Source organism: Acinetobacter pittii ATCC 19004 = CIP 70.29 (assembly GCF_000369045.1).
Taxonomy (GTDB): Bacteria; Pseudomonadota; Gammaproteobacteria; order Pseudomonadales; family Moraxellaceae; genus Acinetobacter; species Acinetobacter pittii.
Map to the genome: position 1 here is coordinate 417434 of NZ_KB849790.1, position 23359 is coordinate 440792.

General features: G+C 39.9%; 24 protein-coding genes and 2 pseudogenes. 12 read left to right on the forward strand and 14 right to left on the reverse strand.

Going from position 1 to position 23359, the window contains the following annotated elements; all coding sequences use genetic code 11:
- Positions 1–31: 31 nt before the first annotated feature.
- The gene (gene yghU / locus F928_RS14590; protein ID WP_005076506.1) at positions 32–892 is read left to right on the forward strand and encodes a glutathione-dependent disulfide-bond oxidoreductase; all 861 of its coding nucleotides are present in this window, start codon (positions 32–34) and stop codon (positions 890–892) included.
- Between the two features lie 37 nt (positions 893–929).
- On the opposite strand, the gene F928_RS14595 is transcribed toward yghU, so the two are convergent.
- On the reverse strand, positions 930–1850 hold the full coding sequence (locus tag F928_RS14595; RefSeq protein WP_005076507.1) for a LysR family transcriptional regulator: 921 nt from the start codon (positions 1848–1850) through the stop codon (positions 930–932).
- Positions 1851–1975: 125 nt separating this feature from the next.
- Here F928_RS14595 and F928_RS14600 point away from each other — a divergent pair, with 125 nt between their 5' ends.
- From F928_RS14600 to F928_RS14620, 5 genes are all read left to right on the forward strand, one after another.
- Positions 1976–2713 carry an SDR family oxidoreductase gene (locus F928_RS14600; RefSeq protein WP_005076509.1) on the forward strand — a complete coding sequence of 246 codons (738 nt, stop codon included), beginning with the start codon at positions 1976–1978 and terminating at the stop codon, positions 2711–2713.
- Positions 2714–2950: 237 nt separating this feature from the next.
- The gene (locus tag F928_RS14605; RefSeq protein WP_005076512.1) at positions 2951–3460 is read left to right on the forward strand and encodes a rhodanese-like domain-containing protein; all 510 of its coding nucleotides are present in this window, start codon (positions 2951–2953) and stop codon (positions 3458–3460) included.
- 18 nt (positions 3461–3478) lie between these two features.
- On the forward strand, positions 3479–4420 hold the full coding sequence (gene epsC, locus F928_RS14610; RefSeq protein WP_016806218.1) for a serine O-acetyltransferase EpsC: 942 nt from the start codon (positions 3479–3481) through the stop codon (positions 4418–4420).
- Between the two features lie 240 nt (positions 4421–4660).
- On the forward strand, positions 4661–5593 hold the full coding sequence (locus F928_RS14615) for a family 2A encapsulin nanocompartment shell protein (RefSeq protein WP_001107602.1): 933 nt from the start codon (positions 4661–4663) through the stop codon (positions 5591–5593).
- A complete protein-coding gene (locus F928_RS14620; protein WP_005076518.1) occupies positions 5568–7529 on the forward strand; it encodes a family 2A encapsulin nanocompartment cargo protein cysteine desulfurase in 1962 nt (653 codons plus the stop codon). Before F928_RS14615 ends, F928_RS14620 begins: the two co-directional genes overlap by 26 nt.
- Positions 7530–7694: 165 nt before the next feature.
- On the opposite strand, the pseudogene F928_RS22370 reads toward F928_RS14620, so the two are convergent.
- Together F928_RS22370 and F928_RS14625 are read right to left on the reverse strand one after the other, a co-directional pair.
- A pseudogene (locus F928_RS22370) lies at positions 7695–7816 on the reverse strand (hypothetical protein).
- A gap of 88 nt (positions 7817–7904) precedes the next feature.
- Positions 7905–8543, reverse strand: coding sequence for a LysE family translocator (locus F928_RS14625; protein ID WP_005076520.1), 639 nt, complete (start codon positions 8541–8543; stop codon positions 7905–7907).
- 91 nt (positions 8544–8634) lie between these two features.
- Here F928_RS14625 and F928_RS14630 point away from each other — a divergent pair, with 91 nt between their 5' ends.
- Both F928_RS14630 and F928_RS22070 read left to right on the forward strand, forming a co-directional pair.
- A complete protein-coding gene (locus F928_RS14630) occupies positions 8635–9570 on the forward strand; it encodes a LysR family transcriptional regulator (protein ID WP_002114422.1) in 936 nt (311 codons plus the stop codon).
- Between the two features lie 76 nt (positions 9571–9646).
- Entirely contained in the window at positions 9647–9766 is a 120-nt protein-coding gene (locus F928_RS22070) for a hypothetical protein (RefSeq protein ID WP_002114211.1), read from the forward strand.
- A 50-nt stretch (positions 9767–9816) separates the two neighbouring features.
- Here F928_RS22070 and F928_RS14635 read toward each other — a convergent pair whose 3' ends face one another.
- The 5 genes from F928_RS14635 to artM form a co-directional block, all read right to left on the reverse strand.
- On the reverse strand, positions 9817–10683 hold the full coding sequence (locus F928_RS14635; protein ID WP_005076523.1) for a cysteine ABC transporter substrate-binding protein: 867 nt from the start codon (positions 10681–10683) through the stop codon (positions 9817–9819).
- Positions 10684–10766: 83 nt separating this feature from the next.
- Positions 10767–11627, reverse strand: coding sequence for a transporter substrate-binding domain-containing protein (locus F928_RS14640; protein WP_005076526.1), 861 nt, complete (start codon positions 11625–11627; stop codon positions 10767–10769).
- Positions 11628–11657: 30 nt separating this feature from the next.
- Positions 11658–12389, reverse strand: a complete 732-nt coding sequence (gene glnQ, locus F928_RS14645; protein WP_005076528.1) for an amino acid ABC transporter ATP-binding protein — start codon at positions 12387–12389, stop codon at positions 11658–11660.
- A 2-nt stretch (positions 12390–12391) separates the two neighbouring features.
- Complete coding sequence (gene yckA, locus F928_RS14650; RefSeq protein WP_005076530.1) at positions 12392–13057, reverse strand: amino acid ABC transporter permease; 666 nt, start codon at positions 13055–13057, stop codon at positions 12392–12394.
- Positions 13047–13706 (reverse strand): amino acid ABC transporter permease, encoded by a 660-nt coding sequence (artM, locus tag F928_RS14655; RefSeq protein WP_001104469.1) that lies wholly within the window; start codon positions 13704–13706, stop codon positions 13047–13049. The genes yckA and artM overlap by 11 nt, the downstream gene beginning before the upstream one ends.
- A gap of 64 nt (positions 13707–13770) precedes the next feature.
- Between artM and F928_RS22075 the strand changes: the two genes are divergently transcribed.
- Complete coding sequence (locus F928_RS22075) at positions 13771–13884, forward strand: hypothetical protein (protein WP_079381051.1); 114 nt, start codon at positions 13771–13773, stop codon at positions 13882–13884.
- A 95-nt stretch (positions 13885–13979) separates the two neighbouring features.
- Here F928_RS22075 and F928_RS14660 read toward each other — a convergent pair whose 3' ends face one another.
- The 3 genes from F928_RS14660 to F928_RS14670 form a co-directional block, all read right to left on the reverse strand.
- Positions 13980–14264, reverse strand: a complete 285-nt coding sequence (locus F928_RS14660; RefSeq protein WP_005076534.1) for a GNAT family N-acetyltransferase — start codon at positions 14262–14264, stop codon at positions 13980–13982.
- A gap of 142 nt (positions 14265–14406) precedes the next feature.
- Entirely contained in the window at positions 14407–15366 is a 960-nt protein-coding gene (locus F928_RS14665) for a response regulator transcription factor (RefSeq protein ID WP_005076538.1), read from the reverse strand.
- Complete coding sequence (locus F928_RS14670) at positions 15363–18827, reverse strand: hybrid sensor histidine kinase/response regulator (protein WP_005076541.1); 3465 nt, start codon at positions 18825–18827, stop codon at positions 15363–15365. The genes F928_RS14665 and F928_RS14670 overlap by 4 nt, the downstream gene beginning before the upstream one ends.
- Positions 18828–19022: 195 nt before the next feature.
- Between F928_RS14670 and F928_RS14675 the strand changes: the two genes are divergently transcribed.
- Positions 19023–20639: a purine-cytosine permease family protein gene (locus F928_RS14675; protein ID WP_005076543.1), complete on the forward strand. Its 1617-nt coding sequence runs from the start codon at positions 19023–19025 to the stop codon at positions 20637–20639.
- Positions 20640–20696: 57 nt separating this feature from the next.
- Here the strand turns inward: F928_RS14675 and putR are convergent, their stop codons facing one another.
- Entirely contained in the window at positions 20697–21152 is a 456-nt protein-coding gene (putR, locus tag F928_RS14680; RefSeq protein ID WP_000376211.1) for an Lrp/AsnC family transcriptional regulator, read from the reverse strand.
- A 156-nt stretch (positions 21153–21308) separates the two neighbouring features.
- Between putR and F928_RS14685 the strand changes: the two genes are divergently transcribed.
- The gene (locus tag F928_RS14685) at positions 21309–21920 is read left to right on the forward strand and encodes a LysE family translocator (RefSeq protein ID WP_005076545.1); all 612 of its coding nucleotides are present in this window, start codon (positions 21309–21311) and stop codon (positions 21918–21920) included.
- Between the two features lie 69 nt (positions 21921–21989).
- Here F928_RS14685 and umuD read toward each other — a convergent pair whose 3' ends face one another.
- Positions 21990–22601 carry a LexA family protein gene (umuD, locus tag F928_RS14690; protein WP_005076547.1) on the reverse strand — a complete coding sequence of 204 codons (612 nt, stop codon included), beginning with the start codon at positions 22599–22601 and terminating at the stop codon, positions 21990–21992.
- A 287-nt stretch (positions 22602–22888) separates the two neighbouring features.
- On the opposite strand from umuD, the gene F928_RS14695 reads away from it, so the two are divergent.
- The gene (locus F928_RS14695; RefSeq protein ID WP_002114518.1) at positions 22889–23122 is read left to right on the forward strand and encodes a hypothetical protein; all 234 of its coding nucleotides are present in this window, start codon (positions 22889–22891) and stop codon (positions 23120–23122) included.
- Between the two features lie 58 nt (positions 23123–23180).
- Here the strand turns inward: F928_RS14695 and F928_RS22630 are convergent.
- Positions 23181–23359, reverse strand: a pseudogene (locus tag F928_RS22630) (stress-induced protein); the annotation flags it as partial.

The window sequence follows — 23359 nt, forward strand, 5'->3', positions numbered from 1 at the left end:
CCTTATATTTACACCAAACACGAGATAAAAAATGAGTGATTCAAACTATATTCCTCCACAAGTTTGGCAATGGACTGGAGAAAAAACCGATTTAAACCAACCTACTTCAGGCCCTCGCTACGAACATACACTTCCTGTAGGAAAACATCCGCTTCAGCTCTACTCTTTAGCAACGCCTAATGGTCAAAAAGTTACTATTTTGCTTGAAGAGCTTTTAGCGTTAGGACATAAAGATGCTGAATATGATGCTTGGCTGATTAAAATCGGAGAAGGACAGCAATTTGGTAGTGGCTTTGTAGACATTAATCCCAACTCTAAAATTCCAGCATTGGTTGACCATAGCCAAAACCCGCCATTAAGAGTATTTGAATCTGGCTCAATTTTGCTTTACTTGGCTGAAAAGTTTAAAGCGTTTATTCCGACTGATATTGCTGCACGTACTGAATGCCTCAATTGGTTATTCTGGCAAATGGGCAGTGCACCTTACTTAGGTGGTGGTTTTGGACATTTTTATGCTTATGCCCCTGTTAAAATTGAATATGCAATTAACCGCTTTGCAATGGAAACAAAACGCTTACTTGATGTATTAGACCAGCATCTGGCAAAAAACGAATATTTGGCGGGTTCTGAATATAGCATCGCTGATATTGCAGCGTTCCCTTGGTATGGCGGTCTTGTTAGAAACTGGGTGTATAACGGCGCGGAGTTTTTAGGTGTCGATCAATATAAAAATGTTCAACGTTGGGCAGATGCGATTTTAGCGCGCCCTGCGGTACAACGTGGCCGTATGGTCAATCGTACTTTTGGTGATTTAGCTACGCAGTTGCATGAACGCCATGATGCGAGTGATTTTGAGACCAAGACTCAAGATAAATTGCAGAATCAGTCTTAAAAATATCATTTAGTTTTTGACTTACCCGCAAGATATTTCATTTTTGCGGGTATTCAAAGTTGGCAAAATAGCCCGTGTATAACTCACTCAGCCAAGCGACAAAAACTCGTACGCGTGGCGAGAGCTGCCGATGCTGCGGATATAAAGCAGAAACTGACATCTTCGGGCTTTCCCACTCAGATAAAACCTCAACCAGTCGCCCATTTTTTAATTCATTTGCCACATGGTAGTGCGGTACTTGAATTAAGCCAGCCCCTTGTAAGGCAGATAATACATAGTTTTCAGCGTCATTTACCGCGATCCAGCTTTTCAAAAAATAATCTTGTTTTTTGCCATTCACCATCAATTCAAATGGATAATTCCGTCCGCCTGATGTCGAAAAGAAATTGACACAATAATGTGATAATAAATCTTCTGGTTGCTCTGGCGTTCCATGTTTATTTAAATAGTCAGGACTTGCACAAATCACTTGCGGCATATCGACCAAATGTCTAGCAATTAAAGTGGAATCATCTAAACGCCCCGCTCTCACCACACAGTCTATCCCTTCCCTAATCAGATCAACCAAGCGATCACCTGTACTAATTACCAGTTCAATGTCGGGGTACAACTCGTGAAATTGATCGATATTGGGTAAAACAATTTTAGTCGCATGTGCGCCTGATAAATCGACACGTAGTAAACCTCGGGGCTGTGCAATTACATTACGTAAAGATGATTCGGCATCATCGAGTTTCGATAATATTTGTGTGCAGCGTTCATAAAATGCCTGTCCATCTAGTGATGGCCTTACATGCCGAGTCGTCCGTTCTAGCAAACGGCACTGTAAATTATTCTCTAACTCTTTAATGGCATTACTTGCTGTAGCACGTGGGATATTCAGCTGATCGGCTGCCTGACTAAAACTACCCAGCTCTACAATGCGGGTAAAAAGTTGCAAGGTATCAAATTTATCCATAGTGCTCGCTTTTAACCCTATCTATTATTAACAAATATGGAATTATCTTATCCAATTCTGATGATTTATCCCATATTTCTATATTATTAAAATAAGCCATACCTACTCAAACAGGCAATCTAAAAATGAATATTTCAATAAAAACAGCTCTGGTTACTGGCGCATCACGTGGTATTGGCCGTGCTATTGCAGAACGTTTAGCTCAAGATGGTTTTTATGTGATTGTTAACTATGCTGGCAATAAAGTGCATGCTCAAGCCACTATAGAACATATTATTGAGCAAGGTGGTCAAGCCTCAGCTATTCAAGCGGACGTTGCAAATGAACATGAGGTGAGCCGTTTATTTCAAGAGGCAAAGGCCATTAATGGTCAAGTAGATGTGGTAGTTCATAGTGCTGGTATTATGCCTATGGCAAAAATTACACCTGAAAGCCTGCCAGATTTCGATAAAGTAATTCATACCAATTTACGTGGCGCGTTTTTAATATTGGCGCATGCGGCCGAAACAGTGCCAGATGGTGGCCGGATTATTGCGCTTTCAACCAGTGTAATTGCCAAATCTTTTCCTTTATATGGTCCTTATATTGCTTCAAAAGCAGGTGTCGAAGGTTTGGTACATGTGTTAGCAAATGAGTTACGTGGACGCAATATCACTGTAAACGCCGTTGCACCCGGCCCGACAGGCACTGACCTTTTTTATAATGGAAAAACTGATGAACAAGTAGCGGCTATTGCAAAACTTGCTCCATTGGAACGGATCGGAACACCTGAAGAAATTGCTGGAGTAGTTGCCATGCTAGCTGGCCCAGATGGGCGTTGGATAAATTCACAAGTCATTCGGGTAAATGGTGGATTTGCTTAATGTTTAAAAACGTGTGGATTATTTTAATCTGCACGCTTTTTACTAAATAATAAAATTTCTTAAATCTATTTTATTTTAATAATCTTATAAAATTAACTAATAATATTTTATATAAAACATTCATCGCTCTTATTTATCAAAATAATATATATAAATAGATATTCCTTATTTTTGCTTATATTTAAAAACGCGTAAATTGAACCTTAACAATCTGAATCAAAGATAAGGATATATTCAATGAACGCTAAATTAAATACTGAAACTCCGCAAAGTTTTATTTCAAATGGTTCAAATACATCCTTTTCAGCCGAAGATATTCTTGCTAAAGCACAGCAATATGCACAAGAACACGAACTAAATTTTAATGGCAGTTTATCACCTGTTGACGCATGGCAACTCGTACAACAAGGAGAAGCCGTTTTAGTTGATGTACGTACCAATGAAGAACGTAAATTTGTAGGTTATGTCCCTGAAAGTGTTCATGTTGCTTGGGCAACAGGCACATCGTTTAACCGTAATCCACGCTTTTTAAAAGAACTCGAATCAAAAGTTGGCAAAGATAAAACCATTCTTTTGTTATGTCGTAGTGGCAACCGTTCAGCACAAGCTGCCGAGGCCGCATTTAATGCAGGTTTTGAGCACATTTATAACGTTCTTGAAGGCTTCGAAGGCGATCTAAATGATCAGCAACAGCGTAATCAGAAAAATGGCTGGCGCATCCACCAACTTCCTTGGCAACAAGACTAATACTTCAACCAATTTTCAATGAATCAAGGAAAGCTTGTGACTCAATGGAACATTAATGCGGTTGTACAAGGTTTACAACAAGCAAGGCATGACTGGCGCCAGCAGCAGCACAGAACCAAAGAATTTGGGGGCCGTGAACTTCCATCTAAAGAAGCTTTAAAGGTCATTTTGGATGACCTGTGTGGGATTTTATTTCCAATGCGTTTAGGCCCTGCCGACTTACGTCAGGAAACTGAAGATTCTTATATTGCCTATACCTTAAATCGGGTGCTAACAGCTTTACATGCTCAAGTGCAACTGGCTTTAAATTATGAAGTGAAACGTCATTTGAGTCATTCAAGCCCAGTACAGCAGCCACAAGAACTTGCCCAAACTATTGTGCAGGATTTTGCCAACACTTTGCCTTCTATACGGCGCCTTTTAGATGGCGATGTGCGTGCTGCTTATGAAGGCGATCCGGCAGCACATAGTGTAGATGAAGTACTGCTCTGCTATCCGGGTATATTTGCGATTATTTATCACCGAATTGCGCATCAGCTCTATGCTCAAGTGCCTTTATTGTCACGCATTATTTCGGAATTGGCCCACTCTGCTACGGGTATTGATATTCATCCGGGTGCGCAAATTGGTAAAGGATTTTTCATTGATCATGGTACAGGTGTGGTGATTGGTGAGACTTGTGTAATTGGGGAGCACGTTCGTATTTATCAGGCCGTGACCCTTGGAGCAAAACGCTTTGAAACCAATGATGATGGTGGTTTGAAAAAAGACTATATACGCCATCCGATTGTTGAAGATGACGTTGTGATCTATGCAGGTGCCACTATTTTAGGCCGTATTACGATTGGTCGGGGCTCCATTATTGGGGGAAATGTCTGGTTAACCCATAGTGTTGCCGCAGGTAGCCAGATTTTACAGTCACCTAATGAGTCTTATCAAAAAAATCATATTGCCGGTTAAAAACTATAAATGTGAAATAAATAGATAAGGAGATAAATAAATAAAGAACGTGCAGATTAATAAAATGCTTATTTCTAGTTTAAATATATTTTTATTTAGAAAATAGATAACTCATTAATAAGCTCAGTATTTAAAAAATTTATAACGCGATTTTAATTTTAAAACCAGAACTAATTCTAGCTTATATGCATCCTAGAATTTTTATTTTCAAAAAGCCAATGTAATAAGGAAAAATGATTCATGGCGAAAAATACAGACAAAGCCCAACTTGCACTTGGGGACCATGCGGCCCGTCAACTGGCTAATGCGACCAAGACAGCTCCCCAACTTTCCACGATTACTCCCCGATGGCTAACTCATTTACTTCAATGGCTTCCTGTTGAAGCAGGTATTTATCGCCTAAACCGTGTGAATAATACCGACGATATTCAAGTAGCTTGCACACAGCGTGATGAAGCAACTTTACCTCAGACTTTTGTTGATTATGATCCAGAGCCACGTGAATACTTTTTAAACGGTGTATCTACTGTTTTAGATGTACATACACGTGTTGCTGACCTTTACAGCAGCCCACATGACCAAATTAAAGAACAGCTTCGTTTAACCATTGAAACCATTAAAGAACGTCAAGAAAGTGAGCTCATCAATAATCCTGAATACGGTTTACTGGCAAGTGTGACAGATGACCAACGTATCTCGACTTTAAACGGCCCACCTACTCCTGATGATCTTGATGATTTACTACGTAAAGTCTGGAAAGAACCGGGGTTTTTCTTAGCGCATCCTGATGCAATTGCAGCATTTGGCCGTGAATGTACACGCCGTGGTGTACCGCCTCCAACGGTTAGTCTGTTTGGTTCGCAGTTCATTACATGGCGCGGAATTCCACTCATTCCATCAAATAAAATTCCTGTAGAAGATGGCAAAACTAAAATCTTGCTGCTTCGGGTTGGTGAAAAGCGTCAAGGGATTGTTGGTTTATTCCAACCAGGTCTTGCTGGTGAACAATCACCGGGGCTTTCAGTACGTTTTATGGGCATTAACCGTAACGCAATTGCGTCATATCTGATCTCGTTATATTGCTCACTTGCAGTATTAACAGACGATGCTTTAGCAGTGTTAGATGATGTGGAGGTGGACAAATATCATGACTACCCAGTTAACTACAAGTAATCTGCAAGGTAGTCCAACGGGGCCTGAAGTGACTGGTGTTAACCCACCAGCCAACTTCCCTGATGAGTCCACCATTGCTCGACTTGCTAATGAGTTTTTTTCAGCATTACCAAGCTCAAGCAGTTCAGCTTCTCCATCGGGCCTTAACTTGGATTTACCTGTCGGAGCGCCACCGCACCCACCACAACCGGGTGAACCATTTTCTGCACTCAGTGGTCGTGCGCCCAATATCGCCTTTCAGAAAAGTCTCAATCCGGAATATCCTGAGCATATTCCAAATTTGCCAGACTACCCTGAACGCCGAATTGTAGCGTCTGCGCCTGTGGTTGGTGGAGCTAATTTGCCACGCCCACCATTTGAACCACATTTGCCACAAGCTGCTCATAGTGAACCCAACGTGCCACGCATTGAACCAAACTTACCCACTGGTGCAGGTGAATCACCTTATTATTTTTTAAATGATTTTTCTGCTCCTAATACAGCAGAACCGTCTGTTAAAGGTGTTGAAGATAATTATTCAGTTGCACAGTCTTTTCAGTTACCACATGGTGATCAGCTGAAATCATTGCTGACGGAAGATCGTTTTGCAACGAACACGCCTCCCCAAAGTTCGGCAAGCTCTGCATTTTATTTTTTAGACTTGCCTCAAACTGGACAAAGTTATAGTCACTATCAACCATCGCAACCCACCTTTGTAGCAAGCAGTGCTCAACCACTCGATGTACATGCCATACGTCGCGATTTTCCAATTTTACAGGAACGCGTCAATGGTCGACCTTTGGTCTGGTTTGATAATGCAGCTACTACACAAAAACCGCAGCGCGTGATTGATCGGATTGCTTATTTTTATCAGCATGAAAACTCAAATATTCACCGTGCTGCCCATGAATTAGCGGCTCGTGCAACCGATGCTTATGAGCATGCAAGAAATGTAGTGGCCCGATTTATTGGTGCACCCTCTTCTAAAGAAATTATCTTTGTTCGAGGAACAACCGAAGGCATTAATCTGATTGCAAAAACATGGGGTGAGCAAAATATTGGTGAAGGTGATGAAATTATCGTTTCTCACTTAGAACACCATGCCAATATTGTGCCTTGGTATCAACTCACTAAAAAAACTGGAGCAAAATTAAGAGTCATTCCTGTAGATGACACGGGCCAGATTATTTTAGAAGAGTTGCCAAAACTGATTAATGAACGCACTAAACTGCTGTCGATTACTCAAGTTTCGAATGCTTTAGGAACAGTCACACCTGTTGCTGAAGTCATTAAAATTGCGCATGCTAAGGGTGTACGTGTTTTAGTTGATGGTGCTCAATCTGTTTCGCACATCCCTACCGATGTACAAGCTCTCGATGCAGACTTTTTTGTGTTTTCTGGACATAAAGTGTTTGGGCCGACGGGTATTGGTGTGGTCTATGCAAAACCAGAGTTACTAGAAAGCATGCCTGTTTGGGAAGGCGGCGGTAACATGATTCAGGATGTTACATTCGAACAAGTAGTTTACCAACCTGCACCAAACAAGTTTGAAGCTGGAACTGGAAACATTGCCGATGCTGTTGGTTTAGGCGCTGCGCTTGAATATGTTGAGAGTCTAGGTATTCATAACATTGCTCGCTATGAACATGATCTACTCGAATATGGTCAAAATGCACTGAGCAGTGTGTCTGGTTTACGCTTGATCGGAACAGCGCATCACAAAGCCAGTGTTATGTCCTTTACCTTACAAGGCTATTCAACTGAACAGGTCGGTAAAGCTTTAAATCAACATGGCATTGCGGTACGTTCTGGGCACCACTGTGCACAGCCAATTTTACGTCGTTTTGGTGTAGAACAGACCGTGCGTCCGTCTTTGGCTTTTTATAATACGACTGAAGAAATTGATTTATTGGTGTCGGTATTACATCAACTGACGCGTAATAGGCGTACGAGTTAAATTTATTTTTGCAAAAAGGACTGCTTTCGAGCGGTCTTTTTTTATGGATTCTTTATTGAAGCTACTTGAGCTCAAAAGTTATATATGAAGTAACAAGTCAAAGTAGCTATCACCTCAGAGTCTTGTTATTTTAAATTCGATTTCTGAATTAGCCTTCGGCTCGTGCTAAGAGTCATCTACAGCCTGCCCATAATTTATAAAAATAATGTTTTTGCAACATTTCCTGATAGATGAAAAACAGTGAACAGGTTCTGTAGATGACAAAGTTTTTTGGTTACTTTTTCCAAAAAAAGTAACAGAATTAGCTACTTTATTATGACGTATAAACGGTAAGACTCCGTCGTGCTACCCCATCCACTTATAAATACAACCAACTTAAACAAACAATCCCCAAATCAATCTCAATGCAATTCCAATTAATAACACCCCCATCACCCGCTCAAAATAAACTCCAAATTCTAAAAAACGTTTACGTACAATAGGCTGAGCAAACATTACACTCACCACCATAAACCAGATGGCATTGACCATACACATCCAGACCCCATAAAAAACCTGAACTTTCATTGGTGTGGTGGTACTTACAATCGTCGTAAAAATTGCCAGAAAAAAGATAGTGGCTTTTGGGTTTAATGCATTGGTAAGAAAACCCATAGTAAAAGCTTTAAATAAACTTGGCGTATCACCGTTTGCTTGGCCATTAATTTCAATATTAGTATTCGGCTGGCTACGTAAACACTGCCATCCTAAATAAATCAAATAAGCTGCCCCTGCTGTTCTGATCAGTGACATGAGCCATTCACTTTGCTGAATCAAAAAGCCAATACCAACAAGTGTATAAAACACATGCACTGAAATCCCTACACCAATACCAATTGCGGTTAGACATCCAATTAAGTAGCCATAACGTACACTTTGTCTTACAGTAACTACAAAATCTGGTCCCGGTAAAATCACCGCCATAAAGTGAATAAGAGCTAGCGTTAAAAACTCATGTCCATACAACTGCCACATAACAATTTAGTTTCCTGAAAATCACCTAAAAGATTGTATTGCGATTTTTTAGACGCGATAATCCAATCAAAATCCAAATAACTTTTGCCTCATGAGCACAAATCAAAGTCTGATTCTATTAAATGAAATGGCGACTTTCGTTAAGGTTGTCGAATCGGAAAGTTTTTCTGAAACTGCCCGCCAGCTTGGTACAACACCTTCTGCTGTTAGTCGTGCAATTGCTCGTTTAGAACGTGCTTTAGGCACTCGCTTACTCTATCGGACCACACGGAAACTTCGTTTAAGTGAAAGTGGACAACAAGTTTATCAACGTTGTTTAGATATGGTGAATGCTGCACAAGCAGTCATGGAAAGTTCAGGGCAATTTCATGTCGAACCAGAAGGTGTTATTCGCATGAGTGTTCCGAAAGCTGTGGGACATTTTATGATTCATCCGCATTTACCCGAATTTTTAAAACGCTACCCGAAAATTGATATACAAATGCTTTTAGAAGACCGTTATGTAGACCTGATTGATGATGGAGTTGATCTAGCACTTCGAATTACAGAGCAACCACCAGGTGGTCTTATGGGCCGAAAACTCATTGATATTGATCACTTGGTTTGTGCTACGCCTGAGTATTTGGCCAAGCATGGCATACCGAACCACCCTCATGATTTAAAGCAGCATGAATGTATTTACTTGGGTGAACAAGCCAGTGACTCAAAGTGGAAATTTCAGCAAGGAAATAAATCGATCAGTGTTGCCGTGCGTGGTCGTTATGCAGCAAACCATACAGGTGTGCGTTTGAGTGCCGCATTACAGCATTTAGGTATTGCGAGCTTGCCATACTTCGTTGCATGCCATGCTCTACAACAAGGTACCTTAGTGCAGGTTTTACCAGATTGGTATTTTAAGACCTATTATAGTGGTGGGCTGTGGTTACTCTACCCACCGACACGACATGTCCCGCCTAAATTGAGTGTGTTGATTCAATATTTGGCAGATAAATTAGCAGCAGAGCCGACTTTATTTAAGTTAAAGTAATATAAAGTCAAAGAATTAGCACGATTGAATCCAACCTTTTAACCTCTAAAGCAATCAGCTAATTCTGTTACTTTTTTTGAAAAAAGTAACCAAAAAACTTTCTCATCTACAGAACCTGACCACTGTTTACATCTATAAAAAATATTGCAAAAACATTATCTTTATAAATTATGGGCAGGCTGTAGATGAATCTTAGCTCGAGTAAATACTATCTAGAGCTCTAATCTTTAGAGGTTATTAGCACGATTACTCAACCAATAAATCTTTTGGATTAATCGTATCGCCATAGACTGGTTTTAAAGTCTTTTCATAAGCTTGATGAATCACGCCTTCTTTAGCCAGTTTCTCTAATTCTGGGTTCAACCAGTCCAGTAACTCTTTATCGCCTTTTTTCACTGCTGGTGCAATTAAGTCTTGCTCACCTAAATTGGTAATGCCAACAGTGTAATTTGGATTTTCTTTAGCCCACGCTAAAACCAGCAAGTTATCATGGGCAAGCGCAGCACCACGACCATCTTTTAAAGCATCAAAAGTTTCAGTGTTTTGCTCATATTTTTGTAGCTTAATTTCTGGATGAGTCTTGGTGAAGAATGAATCAGCCGTTGTACCTTTGTTGACCAGTAAAGTTTTATCTTTAAGTTGAGCCACATCAATAATCGGATGGCTTTTAGGAGAAACGACGCCCAAAGCAACTTTCAAATAAGGTTTAGCAAAATCGACCACTTCTTTACGTTCAGGTGTAATGGTAAAGTTTGCAAAAATAATATCTACTTTATTGGCTTTTAAATATTCGACACGGTTAGCCGCTTCAGTTAAAACAAACTCAACTTTGTTTTCATCACCGAGCAAATCTTTAGCGACATGCTTGGCAATCTCTACATCAAAGCCTTGGTTTTTACCTTGAGCATCTAAATATCCAAACGGCGGTTTATCACTAAATACGCCAATTCGTACCACACCATTCTTTTTGATTTGTTCAATACTTGACGTAGTTTGTGTGGTATCAGCCGTTTTTTCAGTAGACTGAGTTCCTTTGTCACATGCAACTAAACCTAAACTCAGTAAAGACGCAACTAAAATATGCTTCACGTTTTGAAATGTTAATGTTGTCATTATTTCACCCTCTCGTTCTTGTAAAAGTCTTATTTAAAAATAGCAGCGCCTACGTTTAGACACTGCTCTAGCGATATCAAAAATTATTGGCCTACATCTAAAAACACATTCGGATTGACCGAGTCACCGTAAATTGGTTTCAAGGTTTCATCATAAATTTTCTTAATTTCACCACTAGTTCTTAGCTGCTTAATTTCAGTATTAAGCCAATTCAATAATTGGGTATTGCCCTTTTTAACTGCTGGTGCAATAAACTCTTGATCACCAATAGACTGAATGCCTGCTACATAACTTGGGTTCTTCGCGGCCCATGCCAAAGCATAAGTACTATCTTGTGAAATCGCGTCACCACGACCATCAGTTAAGGCTTTAAAAGCATCCGAGTTTCTTTCAAACTTGAGTAAATTTACTTTCGGATAATGCTTGGTAAAGTAGGTATCTGAACTTGTGCCTTTATTTACAATTAAGGTTTTACCTTCTAATTGGGCAATGTCGGTAATCGGCTTAGCTTTAGGCGAGACAATCCCAAAAGCCCCTTTTAAATAAGGTTCGGCAAAATCGACAACTTCCTTACGTTCAGGGGTTACTGTAAATGTCGCGAACACCACATCGGCACGATTTGATTTTAAAAACTCCACCCGATTTGAAGCTTCAGTCACAATAAACTCAACTTTCTTTTCATCACCGAGCAAGTCTTTGGTCACACGTTTTGCTAAGGCCACATCAAAGCCCTGATTATTCCCCGCACTATCTACGTAACCAAACGGCGGATCATCGGCAAAAACAGCAACTCGTAGTACCCCATTTTTTTTGACTTGCTCTAAAGAATGGTCTTCTTGAGTATTACCTGCCTGTTCAGTTGATGGCGTTTTACTACATGCAGTTAATAACACCCCAGCAACGGCAATACTGCTTAATATTTTTATTGAATTATGTTTAAACATTCACTTCCTCATGATTCAAATAATAAAAATTTAGTACGACAAAATATTTAAGAAGGCTTTCGCTCGTTCTGTTTTTGGCTGTTCAAAAAATTCTTGTGGTGAAGCCTGTTCAATAATCTTGCCCTTATCCATAAAAATAATGCGGTCGGCAACTTTACGGGCAAAGGACATCTCATGTGTCACAATCAACATGGTCATTCCTTCATTTGCCAATTTCAGTACTACATCAAGCACTTCCCTAACCATTTCCGGATCAAGTGCAGCGGTAATTTCATCAAGCAAAATGACTTTAGGTTGCATGACCAGTGAACGAACAATGGCAATACGCTGTTTTTGTCCACCTGAAAGCTGTCGTGGATAATCGAGTTTTCGCTCAAACAATCCCACTCGCTTTAACAACTCATCTGCGACTTGTTCAGCTTCATCACGGTGGCGTTTTTGTACTTTGAGTGGCCCAAGCAAAATGTTGTCAATAACGTTCATATGCCCAAATAGCTCATAGTTCTGAAAAACCATGCCAATTTTTTGACGAGCGTTAGTCCAGTCCACATCTTTACCGAGTACACCTGAGCCAGTTAAACGAATTTCGCCACCCTGAATCGGTTCTAAGCCGTTAATACAGCGCAATAAGGTACTTTTACCGCAGCCCGATGGACCTAAAATAACAACCACCTCTCCTTGTTCTACATCCAGATCAATACCCTGTAAAATATGACTTTGTGCAAATGATTTCTCTAATTGTTGTATCGATAACAAAGGCATAATTACTCCCAGACCTTTTCTAAATGTGCCGCCAAACGCGATAAGGGATAGCAAATCAGAAAATACAAAATAAAAATAAAGCCATAAATCCAAAGAGAAGCGCTTGGCACGGTCAACAGCGAATTTTCAATAATTTGCTGGCCCACTTTAATGACCTCAACCACACCAATCAGGACTGCCAAAGAGCTAGTTTTCACCATTCGGGTAAATAAGTTAATCGCGCCTGGTGTTACTCGTTTTAGACTTTGCGGAAAAATGACATAGATCAAAGCTTGAACATGAGTGAGTCCAAGCGCATAGGCCGAATCACGTTGATGCTGATCAATTGAAGTAATGGCTGCACGGACCAAATCGCCCATTTCAGCCGTACCCCATAAAACAAACACAACAATGCACACCCACATTGCAGAAAACTGCCAGTTAAACCATGTCGCAAAGCCGAAATAAAACACAAACAGCAAAACTAAAATTGGAATGATTCGGATGGCTTCTAAATACAGACGGCACAGCGATTTAACGACTATGTTTTTAGAAGTCATAATGACGCCGAAAACTGTGCCGAAAATTGCAGAGAAAAAGACCGAAATAAAAGCAATTTTTGCAGTTGCCCAAAGTCCCCACATTAAGCGTTCGAGGTGACTCGCTTGAAATAGATAATCAAGTTCCATGGCTCACCTTCCGACTTCTGTGCTCCAGATAGCTGGTTAAAATAGACACGGGCAATAAAATAATGAGATAGGCCATGATGAGTAAAAACAAAGCTTCTGTGGTTTTATAGTCCATGCCAATTAAGTCTTTGGTGACAAAAAGCAGTTCAACGACAGCAATTGCACTGACCACAGAACTTTCTTTAATTAGAAATAGGCAATTTGCCCCTATTGCCGGAATTGAAATAGCCAGTGCTTGAGGAAAAATGACATATCTAAAAATTTGAATCGGTTGTAGACCAATACTTTTTGCTGAGTCAATCTGCCCTTTGGCCACCGACTGCAAACCTGCTCGGAAAGCTTCGGCCATATAGCTTCCACCTAAAAAGGTCAATCCGATCACACCGCAAGTGAAACCATCAATTTTGATACCGAGTTTTGGCAAACCGTAATACAAAAAGAACAGTTGAATTAATAAAGGGGTATTTCGAGATAACTCAATATAGAACTGGGCAATTCTATTTAGCACCCGCACGCGATATGTGATTAAAATGCTGCAAATCAGCCCTACAATAATCGCCAAAATAATGCTGATAATTGAAATTTTCAGCGTGGTCAAAGTTGCAGAGAAAAATTGCGGCAACACACTATGGATATACTGCCAGTTCAAGGAAAATTCCAAAAAATAATATTAAAACGTTATAAATATTTAGCTTTCGTCAGCCATTAAATATTTGTGCAAAGAGTTTATTTTTTTCCCAATTGGTCTAAAACTATTTTTATTAGATAAGCTTTTCTATAAGTTTGATAAATTCGATTTGGCAATCGAAAACCTTCAAATCAGTTGAATACAACCGCTCAAAACATATTTACTAAAACAAAGATGAATAAAAAAATCGGACCCCAAGGCCCGATTTTTATTAAATGATTTTCAATCTATTGCTTACTTTCTAAGTACATCACCAATGCTTGAGTCTTTATCAAAAACCGATTTAGCATATGGGCAAAGCGGAATTACTTTTACGTCTTTTTCACGAACAAAAGCCACCAAAGCATCAAGTAATTGGCGACCTACGCCTTGTCCCCGATAATTTTCATTTACATCTGTAGCGTCAATAATCAGCATGCCTTCGCCTGCCCATGTATAAGTCATTTCACCCGCAACGGTTTCACCATCAAGTAAGCTAAAGCTGCCGTGTTTTGCATCATCTTTTTGTTGAATATTCACAATGAATTCCTCGTATTATGGCTCAAATTTATTTAAAAATGACTTTATATATCTTTATCTATAAGAACAAATTTAAGTGTAAAAAAATAGACTATTTTTAGCAGTGAGTCTGTATGCTTTTTAAATACAATCGTCAATTAAATTAGTGAAACTCTTGCACCAGACTATTAATGTGCGCCACGGCAGCAGTTCGGTTTTCAACACAAAGTTTTTCAAAAATATGCTCTAAATGCTTGTTTACCGTCCGTGGGCTAAGCTCCAAAATTTCTGCAATGTCTTTATTGGTTTTTCCTAACAACAACCAGTGCATGACTTCTGCCTCACGTTGAGTCAACTGCGGGCAATATTTCAAAATATCAGCCATTTCCAAAGCGGGCGTAGAAGTCTTAATCTGTATCAGATAATTTTTTGCCACACTTGGTTCAGTTTCCCACGGCGTAAGCAATAAAAGCTGTAATTGCTGAGATGGCGTTGAATAAGAACAACTGGTTAATTTTTTGGGGTCTTTTTCATGCTCTAAATCTGAAAACCAAGCTTTTAAGCCTGCTTCAAAACCTTCTAATTCAGGTAAATATTGATTCAGTAAATCACTGGCTTTTTGAGTTTTCCAAACAATTTTACCGTGAACATCTAGTGCAAGAATTGCTGTTTCCGTTGCATCAATCACCTGTTTTTGTTGTTGCAATAGTTTGGCATGTGCCAAATGTGTTTTTACCCTTGCTAATACTTCTTCAATATTCAGCGGTTTGGTTACATAGTCCACCCCGCCGACCTGAAAACCACGCACAATATGTTCTGTCTCAGACAAGCCTGTCATAAAAATAACGGGAATAAACTGCGTAATTGGACTCGCTTTAAGCTGTATACAACTTTCAAAACCATCCATATGTGGCATATTCCCATCAAGCAAAATCATATCTGGTAAGCATCGGTGTGCTATTTCTATAGCACTTAACCCATCGGTTGTGACAAGTACGCGATAACCTGCCTGATCCAGACTTTCATGTAGCAAGCCTAAATTTTCTGGCACATCATCCACAATCAGAATAACAGCTTGCTCATTTGGTGAAGCTTGCTGAAAAGAAACATGTTGCGTACTCATTGCTTATCCTGAATTAATCGTTGCGCGTGTTTTAAATCAAACTTTTGAATCGCCTGTTCAAGTTGTTCCCATAATTCATCGTGCTCCGGAAAATTTTGGCGGCATTGCGTTAAAGTCTGTTGAATTCCACGAATGTACCCCTGCCCAATCAAATCATTTAATTGCTGCAAGCTTTGCGGTAAATCGAGCAGATCATTATTTTCCGGTTGTTGGATTGATGTATGAACAGTAGCTTGCTCTTGCTTAAACACTTTTATATCAAGTGACTGAATTTCATTATTCTCAAGAAATGTCTCTGATTTGTAATCAATCCATACCAAACCTAACTTGTCTCCAATTTTACTCAGCAACAAATTGAGGTCGATTGGTTTTAACATAAAGTCTTCACTTAAGACCGCATCTTGTGGATTGACTTCACGCTCACCTGCATTGGCCGAAATAATTAAGATCGGCACATTGGTAATATTATTCTGCCGCAATAATCGTGCTGTTTCCCAGCCGCCCATCAAAGGCATATTTAAATCCATCAAAATCAGGTTAGGCTGAAAAATAGGTACACGTCTTAAACAGTCAATGCCTGACTCGGCTTCTTCAATCATAAATCCCAAAGGTTTGAGAAAATTAGCGACTAGGCCTCGATCCACCGCTTCATTATCGACAACCAAAATTCGTTTTCGTTCGCCTTGATAGCCTGTAATCTGGTTAGAGTAAATATTAGAAATTGGATGAACCACTTCTTTTGAAGGTAAGTAAAACTTAATCTTAAATTGTGAACCCTGATTGAGCTGACTAGTCACAGATAGTTGGCCGCCGAGTAAATCGACCAACAATTTTACAATGGGTAGCCCGAGTCCTGTTCCGGTAAATCCGCCTTGCACTACATTGCTGCCCCGTTCAAACGGATTAAAGATTCGCTCTAAATCTGCCTCGGCAATACCACAGCCCGTATCTCTAATTTCAAAATAAGCCGTTTGAAAACGGTACTCGACTTTTAAAGTAATTGTACCGCTTGTCGTAAACTTTAAAGCATTGCCCAGCAAATTGATGAGCACTTGCTCTAAGCGTTTTTTGTCGGTACGAACATAATGCGGTAGGTTTTCACCAATTTCATAAACAAACTGTAAATTCTTCTGTTCAAACTGAGGCTGAAACATTTGAATAATCTGTTCAATAAAATTGGGGAAATGAACATCCACTACATTTAAAGAAATTTTACCTGTTTCAATTCGTGCTAAATCTAGTAAACCATCAATCAATGAAGTCAAATGCTGCCCACTACGGCTAATCACCCCGAGTGCCATTTTGCCTTGTTCTGAGAGCTGCTCTTGTTTTTGAAGCAATTGGCTATAGCCCAAAATACTATTTAGAGGTGTTCTTAGTTCGTGGCTAATACCAATGACATAACGGCTTTTTGCATCATTTGCTCGCTCTGCTGAAATTCTGGCATCTTGCAGGTCTTTTGAAGTGACTTCATGGGCAGCAATTTCATCAATCAATAATGCTGTTTGCTGATGTGTCTCGATTTCGGCATTACGACGACTTTCATCGTTTAGCACTAACCACCATGCAGCAACACTCATTAATAAAAATAAAATGGTGTAAATTTTGACAAACAGCGTAAATAGCTGAGGAACGGCTGCGGCATTAATGGTTTCTAAATAGGTTTTTTCTTGGATATAAACCAGACTTAAACTCACTGCCAAAACAATAGACAGCCCTAAAGTCAATAATAAATACAAACTAACCCTGCTATTTAAACGGCTAGCCCAACGTTCTGGTAAATAGTGCCAAATAGCTTTTTTGAGTTGTACTGACCAACGTGCATCGGGTTTACATAAATCGTGACAGCGTGCTTCAAGTGAACAGCATAGAGAGCAAATCGTACCGTTATAGGCTGGGCAACCCGCCATATCGGCAAGTTCATAGTCCCGTTCACACACAACACAGTTAGCAACCGAAGTCGCCTGAATTTTTTCAGGTTGGCGTGCAATGTAATATTTGCCTTTAGTTAGGTAAGCAATAACGGGAACACATAACACCGCGCTCCCCAAAGCAATAAAACTCGCCAATCCTTTTGCCATGAGTCCGAAAAAACCCAAATAGCTCAGCATCGATAACACTGAAGCAATCAGTAAGGCGCCCACGCCTACGGGATTAATGTCATATAAATAAGCACGGCGAAATTCAATTCCTTTCGGGCTTAGACCTAAAGGCTTACAGATAATTAAATCGGCAACAACGGCGCCAATCCATGCCAAAGCAATATTGCTATATAGTCCCAAAATGCGTTCAACCGCATGGCTAATTCCCATTTCCATCAAAACAATGGCAATAAACACATTAAAAAGAAGCCAGACAATTCGTCCCGGATGGCTATGAGTTAAACGAGCAAAAAAGTTTGACCAAGCTAAAGAGCCAGCGTAGGCATTGGTCATATTAATTTTAATTTGTGCCAAGCAAACCAGTGCTAGAGTCAATATTAAAGCAAGCTGAGGGTTTGGAATAAACTGTTGATAGGCGACCCAATACAGATAAGTCGGATTGTCTAGTTCAGAGACAGGAATAAACAGCTGAAAAGCCAACACCATCAGCAGCATGCCCATCAAAACTTTTAGAAATCCAAAAATAATCCAAGATGGACCACCTAAAAAAACGGCAAAACGCCATGCAGTTCTATTCTTTTCTTTTTGCGGTAAGAAACGTAAATAGTCGGCTTGCTCACCAATTTGGATCACAAATGAAAAAATAAGAGTGCACGCCGCACCAAAGTAATACAGATTAAAATCGGTTGAGTTTGAAACTGCCCCAACAAAATGCAGGCTACTACTTAAAATTTGTGGTTGTTTCCAAAGTACAAAAAACCACGGTAACAACAGCAATAAGAGCCAGATTGGTTGTGTGATCGCCTGAACTTTATTAATAAAACCAATGCCTTTGACTACTAAAGGCAAAATCACTAAGGCAGAAATTAAGTAACCAATAACTTGCGGAATGCCTAAAGCAAGCTCAAGTGCCATTGCCATAATTGCGGCTTCAAAGGCAAGCAAAATAAAGGTAAAGCTGGCATAAATCAGAGATGTAATGGTTGAGCCAATGTAGCCGAAACCTGCACCACGAGTAAGCAAATCGACGTCTACATTATATTTTGCGGCGTAGTAACTAATCGGCCAACTGGTTAAAAATATAATCGTACATACGACTATTGCTGCCCATACTGCATTGCTAAAGCCATACTGCCAAAGCATGGTCGCCCCAATGGCTTCCATCGCCAAAAAGCTAACGGTCGAAATTGCGGTGTTGGTAACTGTCCAAGGTGACCATTTACGTACAGAGGTGGGTGCATAGCGGAGCGCATAATCTTCAATACTTTCATCTGCCACCCAAATATTATATTCACGGCGTGTTTTGATCACACGTTGTGGCGCTTGTTGGGGGCGTGAAGAATCTGGCATAACACTCATGTTTTGGATAGGGCTGCATTAAACCCAGCAATCCTTATGCCAAAAGTCAATTATCATGGCGATTTTCTCGAATACGCACATATACGCAAAATAACGTATTTTCAATTTTTCCCAAAAATCACACACTCAAATCCATCAAAAAACAATGATCAATATTTGTGTTGATTGACCGAAAATGATTGGGAGATTGATGTTATGAGTGTATCTGAACATCCAAATCTGGACACTGTGCAAGGTACAGATTCACAAAAAGCAGTGAATGAAACCTTAGAAGATTATACTTTACGTTATGCTCCACACAGCTTTCGGCGCTGGAGTCCCAAAGTTGTCGCTATTACTGCTCTTGGTGGTATTGCCTATCTTGCTGACTTTTCTATTGGCGCCAGTATTGGTATGTCTTACGGAACAACCAATGCTGTTTTCTCCATTTTATTTGCAGCGATTATTATCTTCTTAACCGGCATTCCTTTAGCCTACTACGCAGCTCGCTATAACATCGATCTTGACTTGATTACTCGTGGCGCAGGTTTCGGTTATATCGGCTCAGTCCTGACCAGTATCATTTTTGCCAGTTTCACGTTTATTTTCTTTGCCCTTGAAGGTTCAATCATGGCGCAAGGGTTATTGCTCGGTTTAGGCATTCCGCTTTGGGCAGGTTACCTCATCTCAACAGTTATGGTCATACCGCTGGTGATTTACGGTATGAAAGCCTTAAGTAAATTACAAGTCTGGACTACCCCGCTTTGGCTCGTTCTGATGATTGGTCCTGTGGCCTATCTGATTTATCAAGAACCTACCTTAGTCAGCCAGTTTGCAACTTTCACAGGTAACGAAGGTTTTGCAACTGTAGACATGGCTGCAATCATGTTAGGTGCTGGTATATGTTTATCGCTAATCATGCAAATCGGTGAGCAAATTGACTATCTACGCTTCATGCCTGCTAAAACAAAAGAAAATAGCAAAGCATGGTGGGCTGCGGTTATTTCAGCGGGTCCGGGTTGGGTAATTTTAGGGGCGATTAAACAAATTATTGGGGCATTTTTAGGGTTCTATTTACTCACTAAAATACCGGGCGTAAACAGTACTGAACCTGTTCAACAGTTTAATGCGGCGTTTCATGACATGCTTCCGGGTTGGGCCGCTTTAACACTTGCAGTTATTTTGGTGGTTATTTCTCAAATTAAAATTAATGTGACCAATGCTTACTCTGGTTCCCTTGCATGGACAAGTGCCTACACTCGTATTAGCAAACATTATCCTGGTCGTATTGTCTTTGTGATGGTGAACTTAGCAATTGCGCTTGCTTTGATGGAAGGCAACATGTTCGCGGTACTGAGTAAAATCTTAGGGTTCTATTCAAACTTTGCAATTGCTTGGGTTGTGGTTGTTGCAACAGACATTTCAATCAACAAATATGTTTTAAAACTTTCACCGAAAGAGCCGGAATATCGCCGTGACATGCTATACAACGTAAACCCTGTCGGTATGGTTGCGTTCCTTGTATCAGCAGGCTTATCAATTGCAGCATTCTTCGGCTTACTCGGTAGTTTCTTGGCGCCTTACTCACCGCTTATCGCACTTGTGCTTGCTTTTGTATTAACACCAATCATGGGCTTATTAACCAAAGGAAAATACTACATCAAGTCACACGATGACGGTATTAAAGAACCACGTTACGATGCTGAAGGCACTCCTGTTGCTACCGTCTATCACTGCCGCGTATGTGAGCAAGGCTATGAGCGTCCAGATATTATGTTCTCTCACAAACATAACGGTACGATCTGTTCTTTATGTAAAACACTCGATGCTTAAATACTCTCGAAACTAAAAAAGAAGCTTTAAAGCTTCTTTTTTTATATCTGATGATTCTTAGCCAATCGGGAATAAACGTTCAGGCACTACATCTTTCATCACAATGGTTGAGATGAGTCGTTGCACACTTGGAATAGCAGATAATTTTTCATCGTACAAACGCTGAAAAGCAGGTAAATCTTTAGCCACCACATGTAGTAAATAATCTGGCTCACCAAACAAACGCTGTGCCTGAATAATTTGTGGGATGTCTATCACGGCATTTTCAAACTTCTCGACTGCCTGTTTATCGCCCTCTTTAAGCGTAATAAAAACAATCGCTGAAAATTCAAATCCCACTAAGTTTGGGTCGAGTTCTGCCCGATAACCTTTGATAGCTCCTGACTCTTCTAAAGCCTTCACTCGTCTATGACAAGGTGAAATGCTCAAACCGACTTTTTCTGCCAACTCGGTGATAGATAATCGGCCATTTAATTGCAATTCAGCAAGAATCTTTTTATCTGTGCGATCCATTTAGAAAAATTTACCCTAAATAAGTGTGATATGAGCAAACATTTAAAAGCACATTCTAAATATATGAGCATATTATTTTCAACAAGCTCGCATAAATAGGGATTTTTTCTAAACCACGAGCGAAACCTTTGGAAAATAGTTTGCCGAGATAAGCATATGGCTTTTAACATTTTTATTGCATTTTGGAGTGTCTCCATTCTTTTTATTATTACGCCAGGGGCAGACTGGGCCTATGCCATTTCGGCAGGGATTAAAGGCAAAGTCGTCGTACCCGCTGTTGCAGGCATGCTATTTGGGCACTTTATTACGATTTTATTGGTAGCAGCTGGTGTTGGTCTGCTTGTAGCAAATAATCCAACTGCTCTAATGATTCTTACTGTTGCGGGTTCTGCTTATTTGTTATGGATGGGAATAAATTTATTACTTACCCCCCCTACTCCGAACGAATCTGGTTCTGAAAAAGCTCAGTCATGGTTGAGCTGGGCAACCAAAGGCGTTTATGTGAGTGGCTTAAACCCGAAAGTTTTTTTGCTATTTTTAGCGCTGCTTCCTCAGTTTATTGACACGACTGCTTCATGGTCAGTGACAACACAAATTCTTGCCTTTGGTGTTGTTCACATGATTAGCTGCGCGATAATTTACTTAATGGTAGGTTATGGTTCAGAGGCTATTTTAAAAACCAGACCACAAGCAGCACGGTTAGTCGGCCGTTTTTCAGGTGGTTTGATGGTTGTTATCGCAACGTGCTTATTGATTGGACAAATTTAAAAGTCATTCAGCAAAAAGTTACTGACTCACTTTTCGGGTCAGTAACTTAAATAATAAATATAAGAAAAATTATCTCATTCGTTTGAGGTTATAAGTCACGACTCCCCAAATCACCAGTTCTTGCCCCTCTTCAATATAAATATTCTGATAATCAGGATTTTCTGCTTTTAGCCAAACTTTAGGTGGCTGAAATTGAGTATCAATCATTAAGCGCTTCACAGTGAAATCATTATCGATGAGTGCAATCACAATATCACCCGATTTAGCAGGAATGCTACGATCCACAATAAGCGGATCATTAATATCAATTCCAGCATCTAACATTGACAAAGAGTTGGCTTTGACAATAAACGTGGCATTTTCATTTCTAATTAAATATTCATTTAAATCGAGTGCTTGCTCAATATCATCTTGCGCAGGTGAAGGAAAACCTGCCGCAACACGTTCAGTTGCCAAAGGAATATGGTAAATTTTATCGTTATTCGGGTGGACCTGTTGGACATTAAGTTTTGAGTTAAAGTCGGTCAAGTTATTGGTTTTGACATTATTCAGTAACCAATTTTTGATAAAGTTGACTTGAGATTCAGGAACACGAATGACTTTGGTGGGTTCATTGAACTGTGCCTTACGTCCGGCATTTTCTCGTACACCGCCATGCTCGAACTCTTTTTTCTTTGGCATATTGCCTCCATTCCACTGTTCAAATCCTACACAAACAATGTAACTTGAAAAAGTTACATTTTCAAGTTGACGAAATATTTTTTTTGCATAACAATAAATCTCATGATCAGATTTTAATCCATTTTGTTTTTAACAGGGATGTTTTAACCAAAATGGCAATTTGAAGAAAATCAAAACCTATTTCGAAATAGTCGTTATCGCTGACTGTTTTTTGATTTTTATCAAATGAGATTCTGAACACTTAACATTCTGGTTAAATTCAGTTTTTTGGTATGGAGGCATGCGAAATGAAAAATCAACGTGATGCGGTTTTAGGTTATGCAAATGAGCAACATGCTTATTATATCCGCCTAATTGAAAATGATGCGGTTTTAGGTGAAAGCTACGGATTATTTTGTGAAAATCCGGATAGCGAAGCAGCCGAAAGTATTATGACGACACTTTTTTTGAAAAAATCTTTTTGGTTAAACGGTTCTGAATACCTTGATATTGTAAAAGGCCTACAACCTCTCCCTCAGTAAATAAGTAAGCTAAAAAACAAAGGAGGCAAAAGCCTCCTTTGTTTTTAAAACATTCTGCTTAAGACGTAAAACGTCCGTAGGCATCACGTTTTTGATTACGAGAGTTTTGACCACGGCCATCATAATCATCGTCGTCATCACGGCTGCGACCTCGGCCTCGTCCGCCTGAACGGCCTCCGCGATCATCATCGTCGTCATCACGGCTGCGACCACGACCTCGTCCACCTGAGCGGCCAC

What these genes read in the sequence shown, in the direction of transcription:
- yghU (WP_005076506.1), top strand. Translation starts at nt 32, where the DNA reads ATGAGTGATTCAAACTATATTCCTCCACAAGTTTGGCAATGGACTGGA.
- F928_RS14595 (WP_005076507.1), bottom strand. Translation starts at nt 1,850, where the DNA reads ATGGATAAATTTGATACCTTGCAACTTTTTACCCGCATTGTAGAGCTG.
- F928_RS14600 (WP_005076509.1), top strand. Translation starts at nt 1,976, where the DNA reads ATGAATATTTCAATAAAAACAGCTCTGGTTACTGGCGCATCACGTGGT.
- F928_RS14605 (WP_005076512.1), top strand. Translation starts at nt 2,951, where the DNA reads ATGAACGCTAAATTAAATACTGAAACTCCGCAAAGTTTTATTTCAAAT.
- epsC (WP_016806218.1), top strand. Translation starts at nt 3,479, where the DNA reads ATGAATCAAGGAAAGCTTGTGACTCAATGGAACATTAATGCGGTTGTA.
- F928_RS14615 (WP_001107602.1), top strand. Translation starts at nt 4,661, where the DNA reads ATGGCGAAAAATACAGACAAAGCCCAACTTGCACTTGGGGACCATGCG.
- F928_RS14620 (WP_005076518.1), top strand. Translation starts at nt 5,568, where the DNA reads ATGACTACCCAGTTAACTACAAGTAATCTGCAAGGTAGTCCAACGGGG.
- F928_RS14625 (WP_005076520.1), bottom strand. Translation starts at nt 8,543, where the DNA reads ATGTGGCAGTTGTATGGACATGAGTTTTTAACGCTAGCTCTTATTCAC.
- F928_RS14630 (WP_002114422.1), top strand. Translation starts at nt 8,635, where the DNA reads ATGAGCACAAATCAAAGTCTGATTCTATTAAATGAAATGGCGACTTTC.
- F928_RS14635 (WP_005076523.1), bottom strand. Translation starts at nt 10,683, where the DNA reads ATGACAACATTAACATTTCAAAACGTGAAGCATATTTTAGTTGCGTCT.
- F928_RS14640 (WP_005076526.1), bottom strand. Translation starts at nt 11,627, where the DNA reads ATGTTTAAACATAATTCAATAAAAATATTAAGCAGTATTGCCGTTGCT.
- glnQ (WP_005076528.1), bottom strand. Translation starts at nt 12,389, where the DNA reads ATGCCTTTGTTATCGATACAACAATTAGAGAAATCATTTGCACAAAGT.
- yckA (WP_005076530.1), bottom strand. Translation starts at nt 13,057, where the DNA reads ATGGAACTTGATTATCTATTTCAAGCGAGTCACCTCGAACGCTTAATG.
- F928_RS14665 (WP_005076538.1), bottom strand. Translation starts at nt 15,366, where the DNA reads ATGAGTACGCAACATGTTTCTTTTCAGCAAGCTTCACCAAATGAGCAA.
- F928_RS14670 (WP_005076541.1), bottom strand. Translation starts at nt 18,827, where the DNA reads ATGAGTGTTATGCCAGATTCTTCACGCCCCCAACAAGCGCCACAACGT.
- F928_RS14675 (WP_005076543.1), top strand. Translation starts at nt 19,023, where the DNA reads ATGAGTGTATCTGAACATCCAAATCTGGACACTGTGCAAGGTACAGAT.
- putR (WP_000376211.1), bottom strand. Translation starts at nt 21,152, where the DNA reads ATGGATCGCACAGATAAAAAGATTCTTGCTGAATTGCAATTAAATGGC.
- F928_RS14685 (WP_005076545.1), top strand. Translation starts at nt 21,309, where the DNA reads ATGGCTTTTAACATTTTTATTGCATTTTGGAGTGTCTCCATTCTTTTT.
- umuD (WP_005076547.1), bottom strand. Translation starts at nt 22,601, where the DNA reads ATGCCAAAGAAAAAAGAGTTCGAGCATGGCGGTGTACGAGAAAATGCC.
- F928_RS14695 (WP_002114518.1), top strand. Translation starts at nt 22,889, where the DNA reads ATGAAAAATCAACGTGATGCGGTTTTAGGTTATGCAAATGAGCAACAT.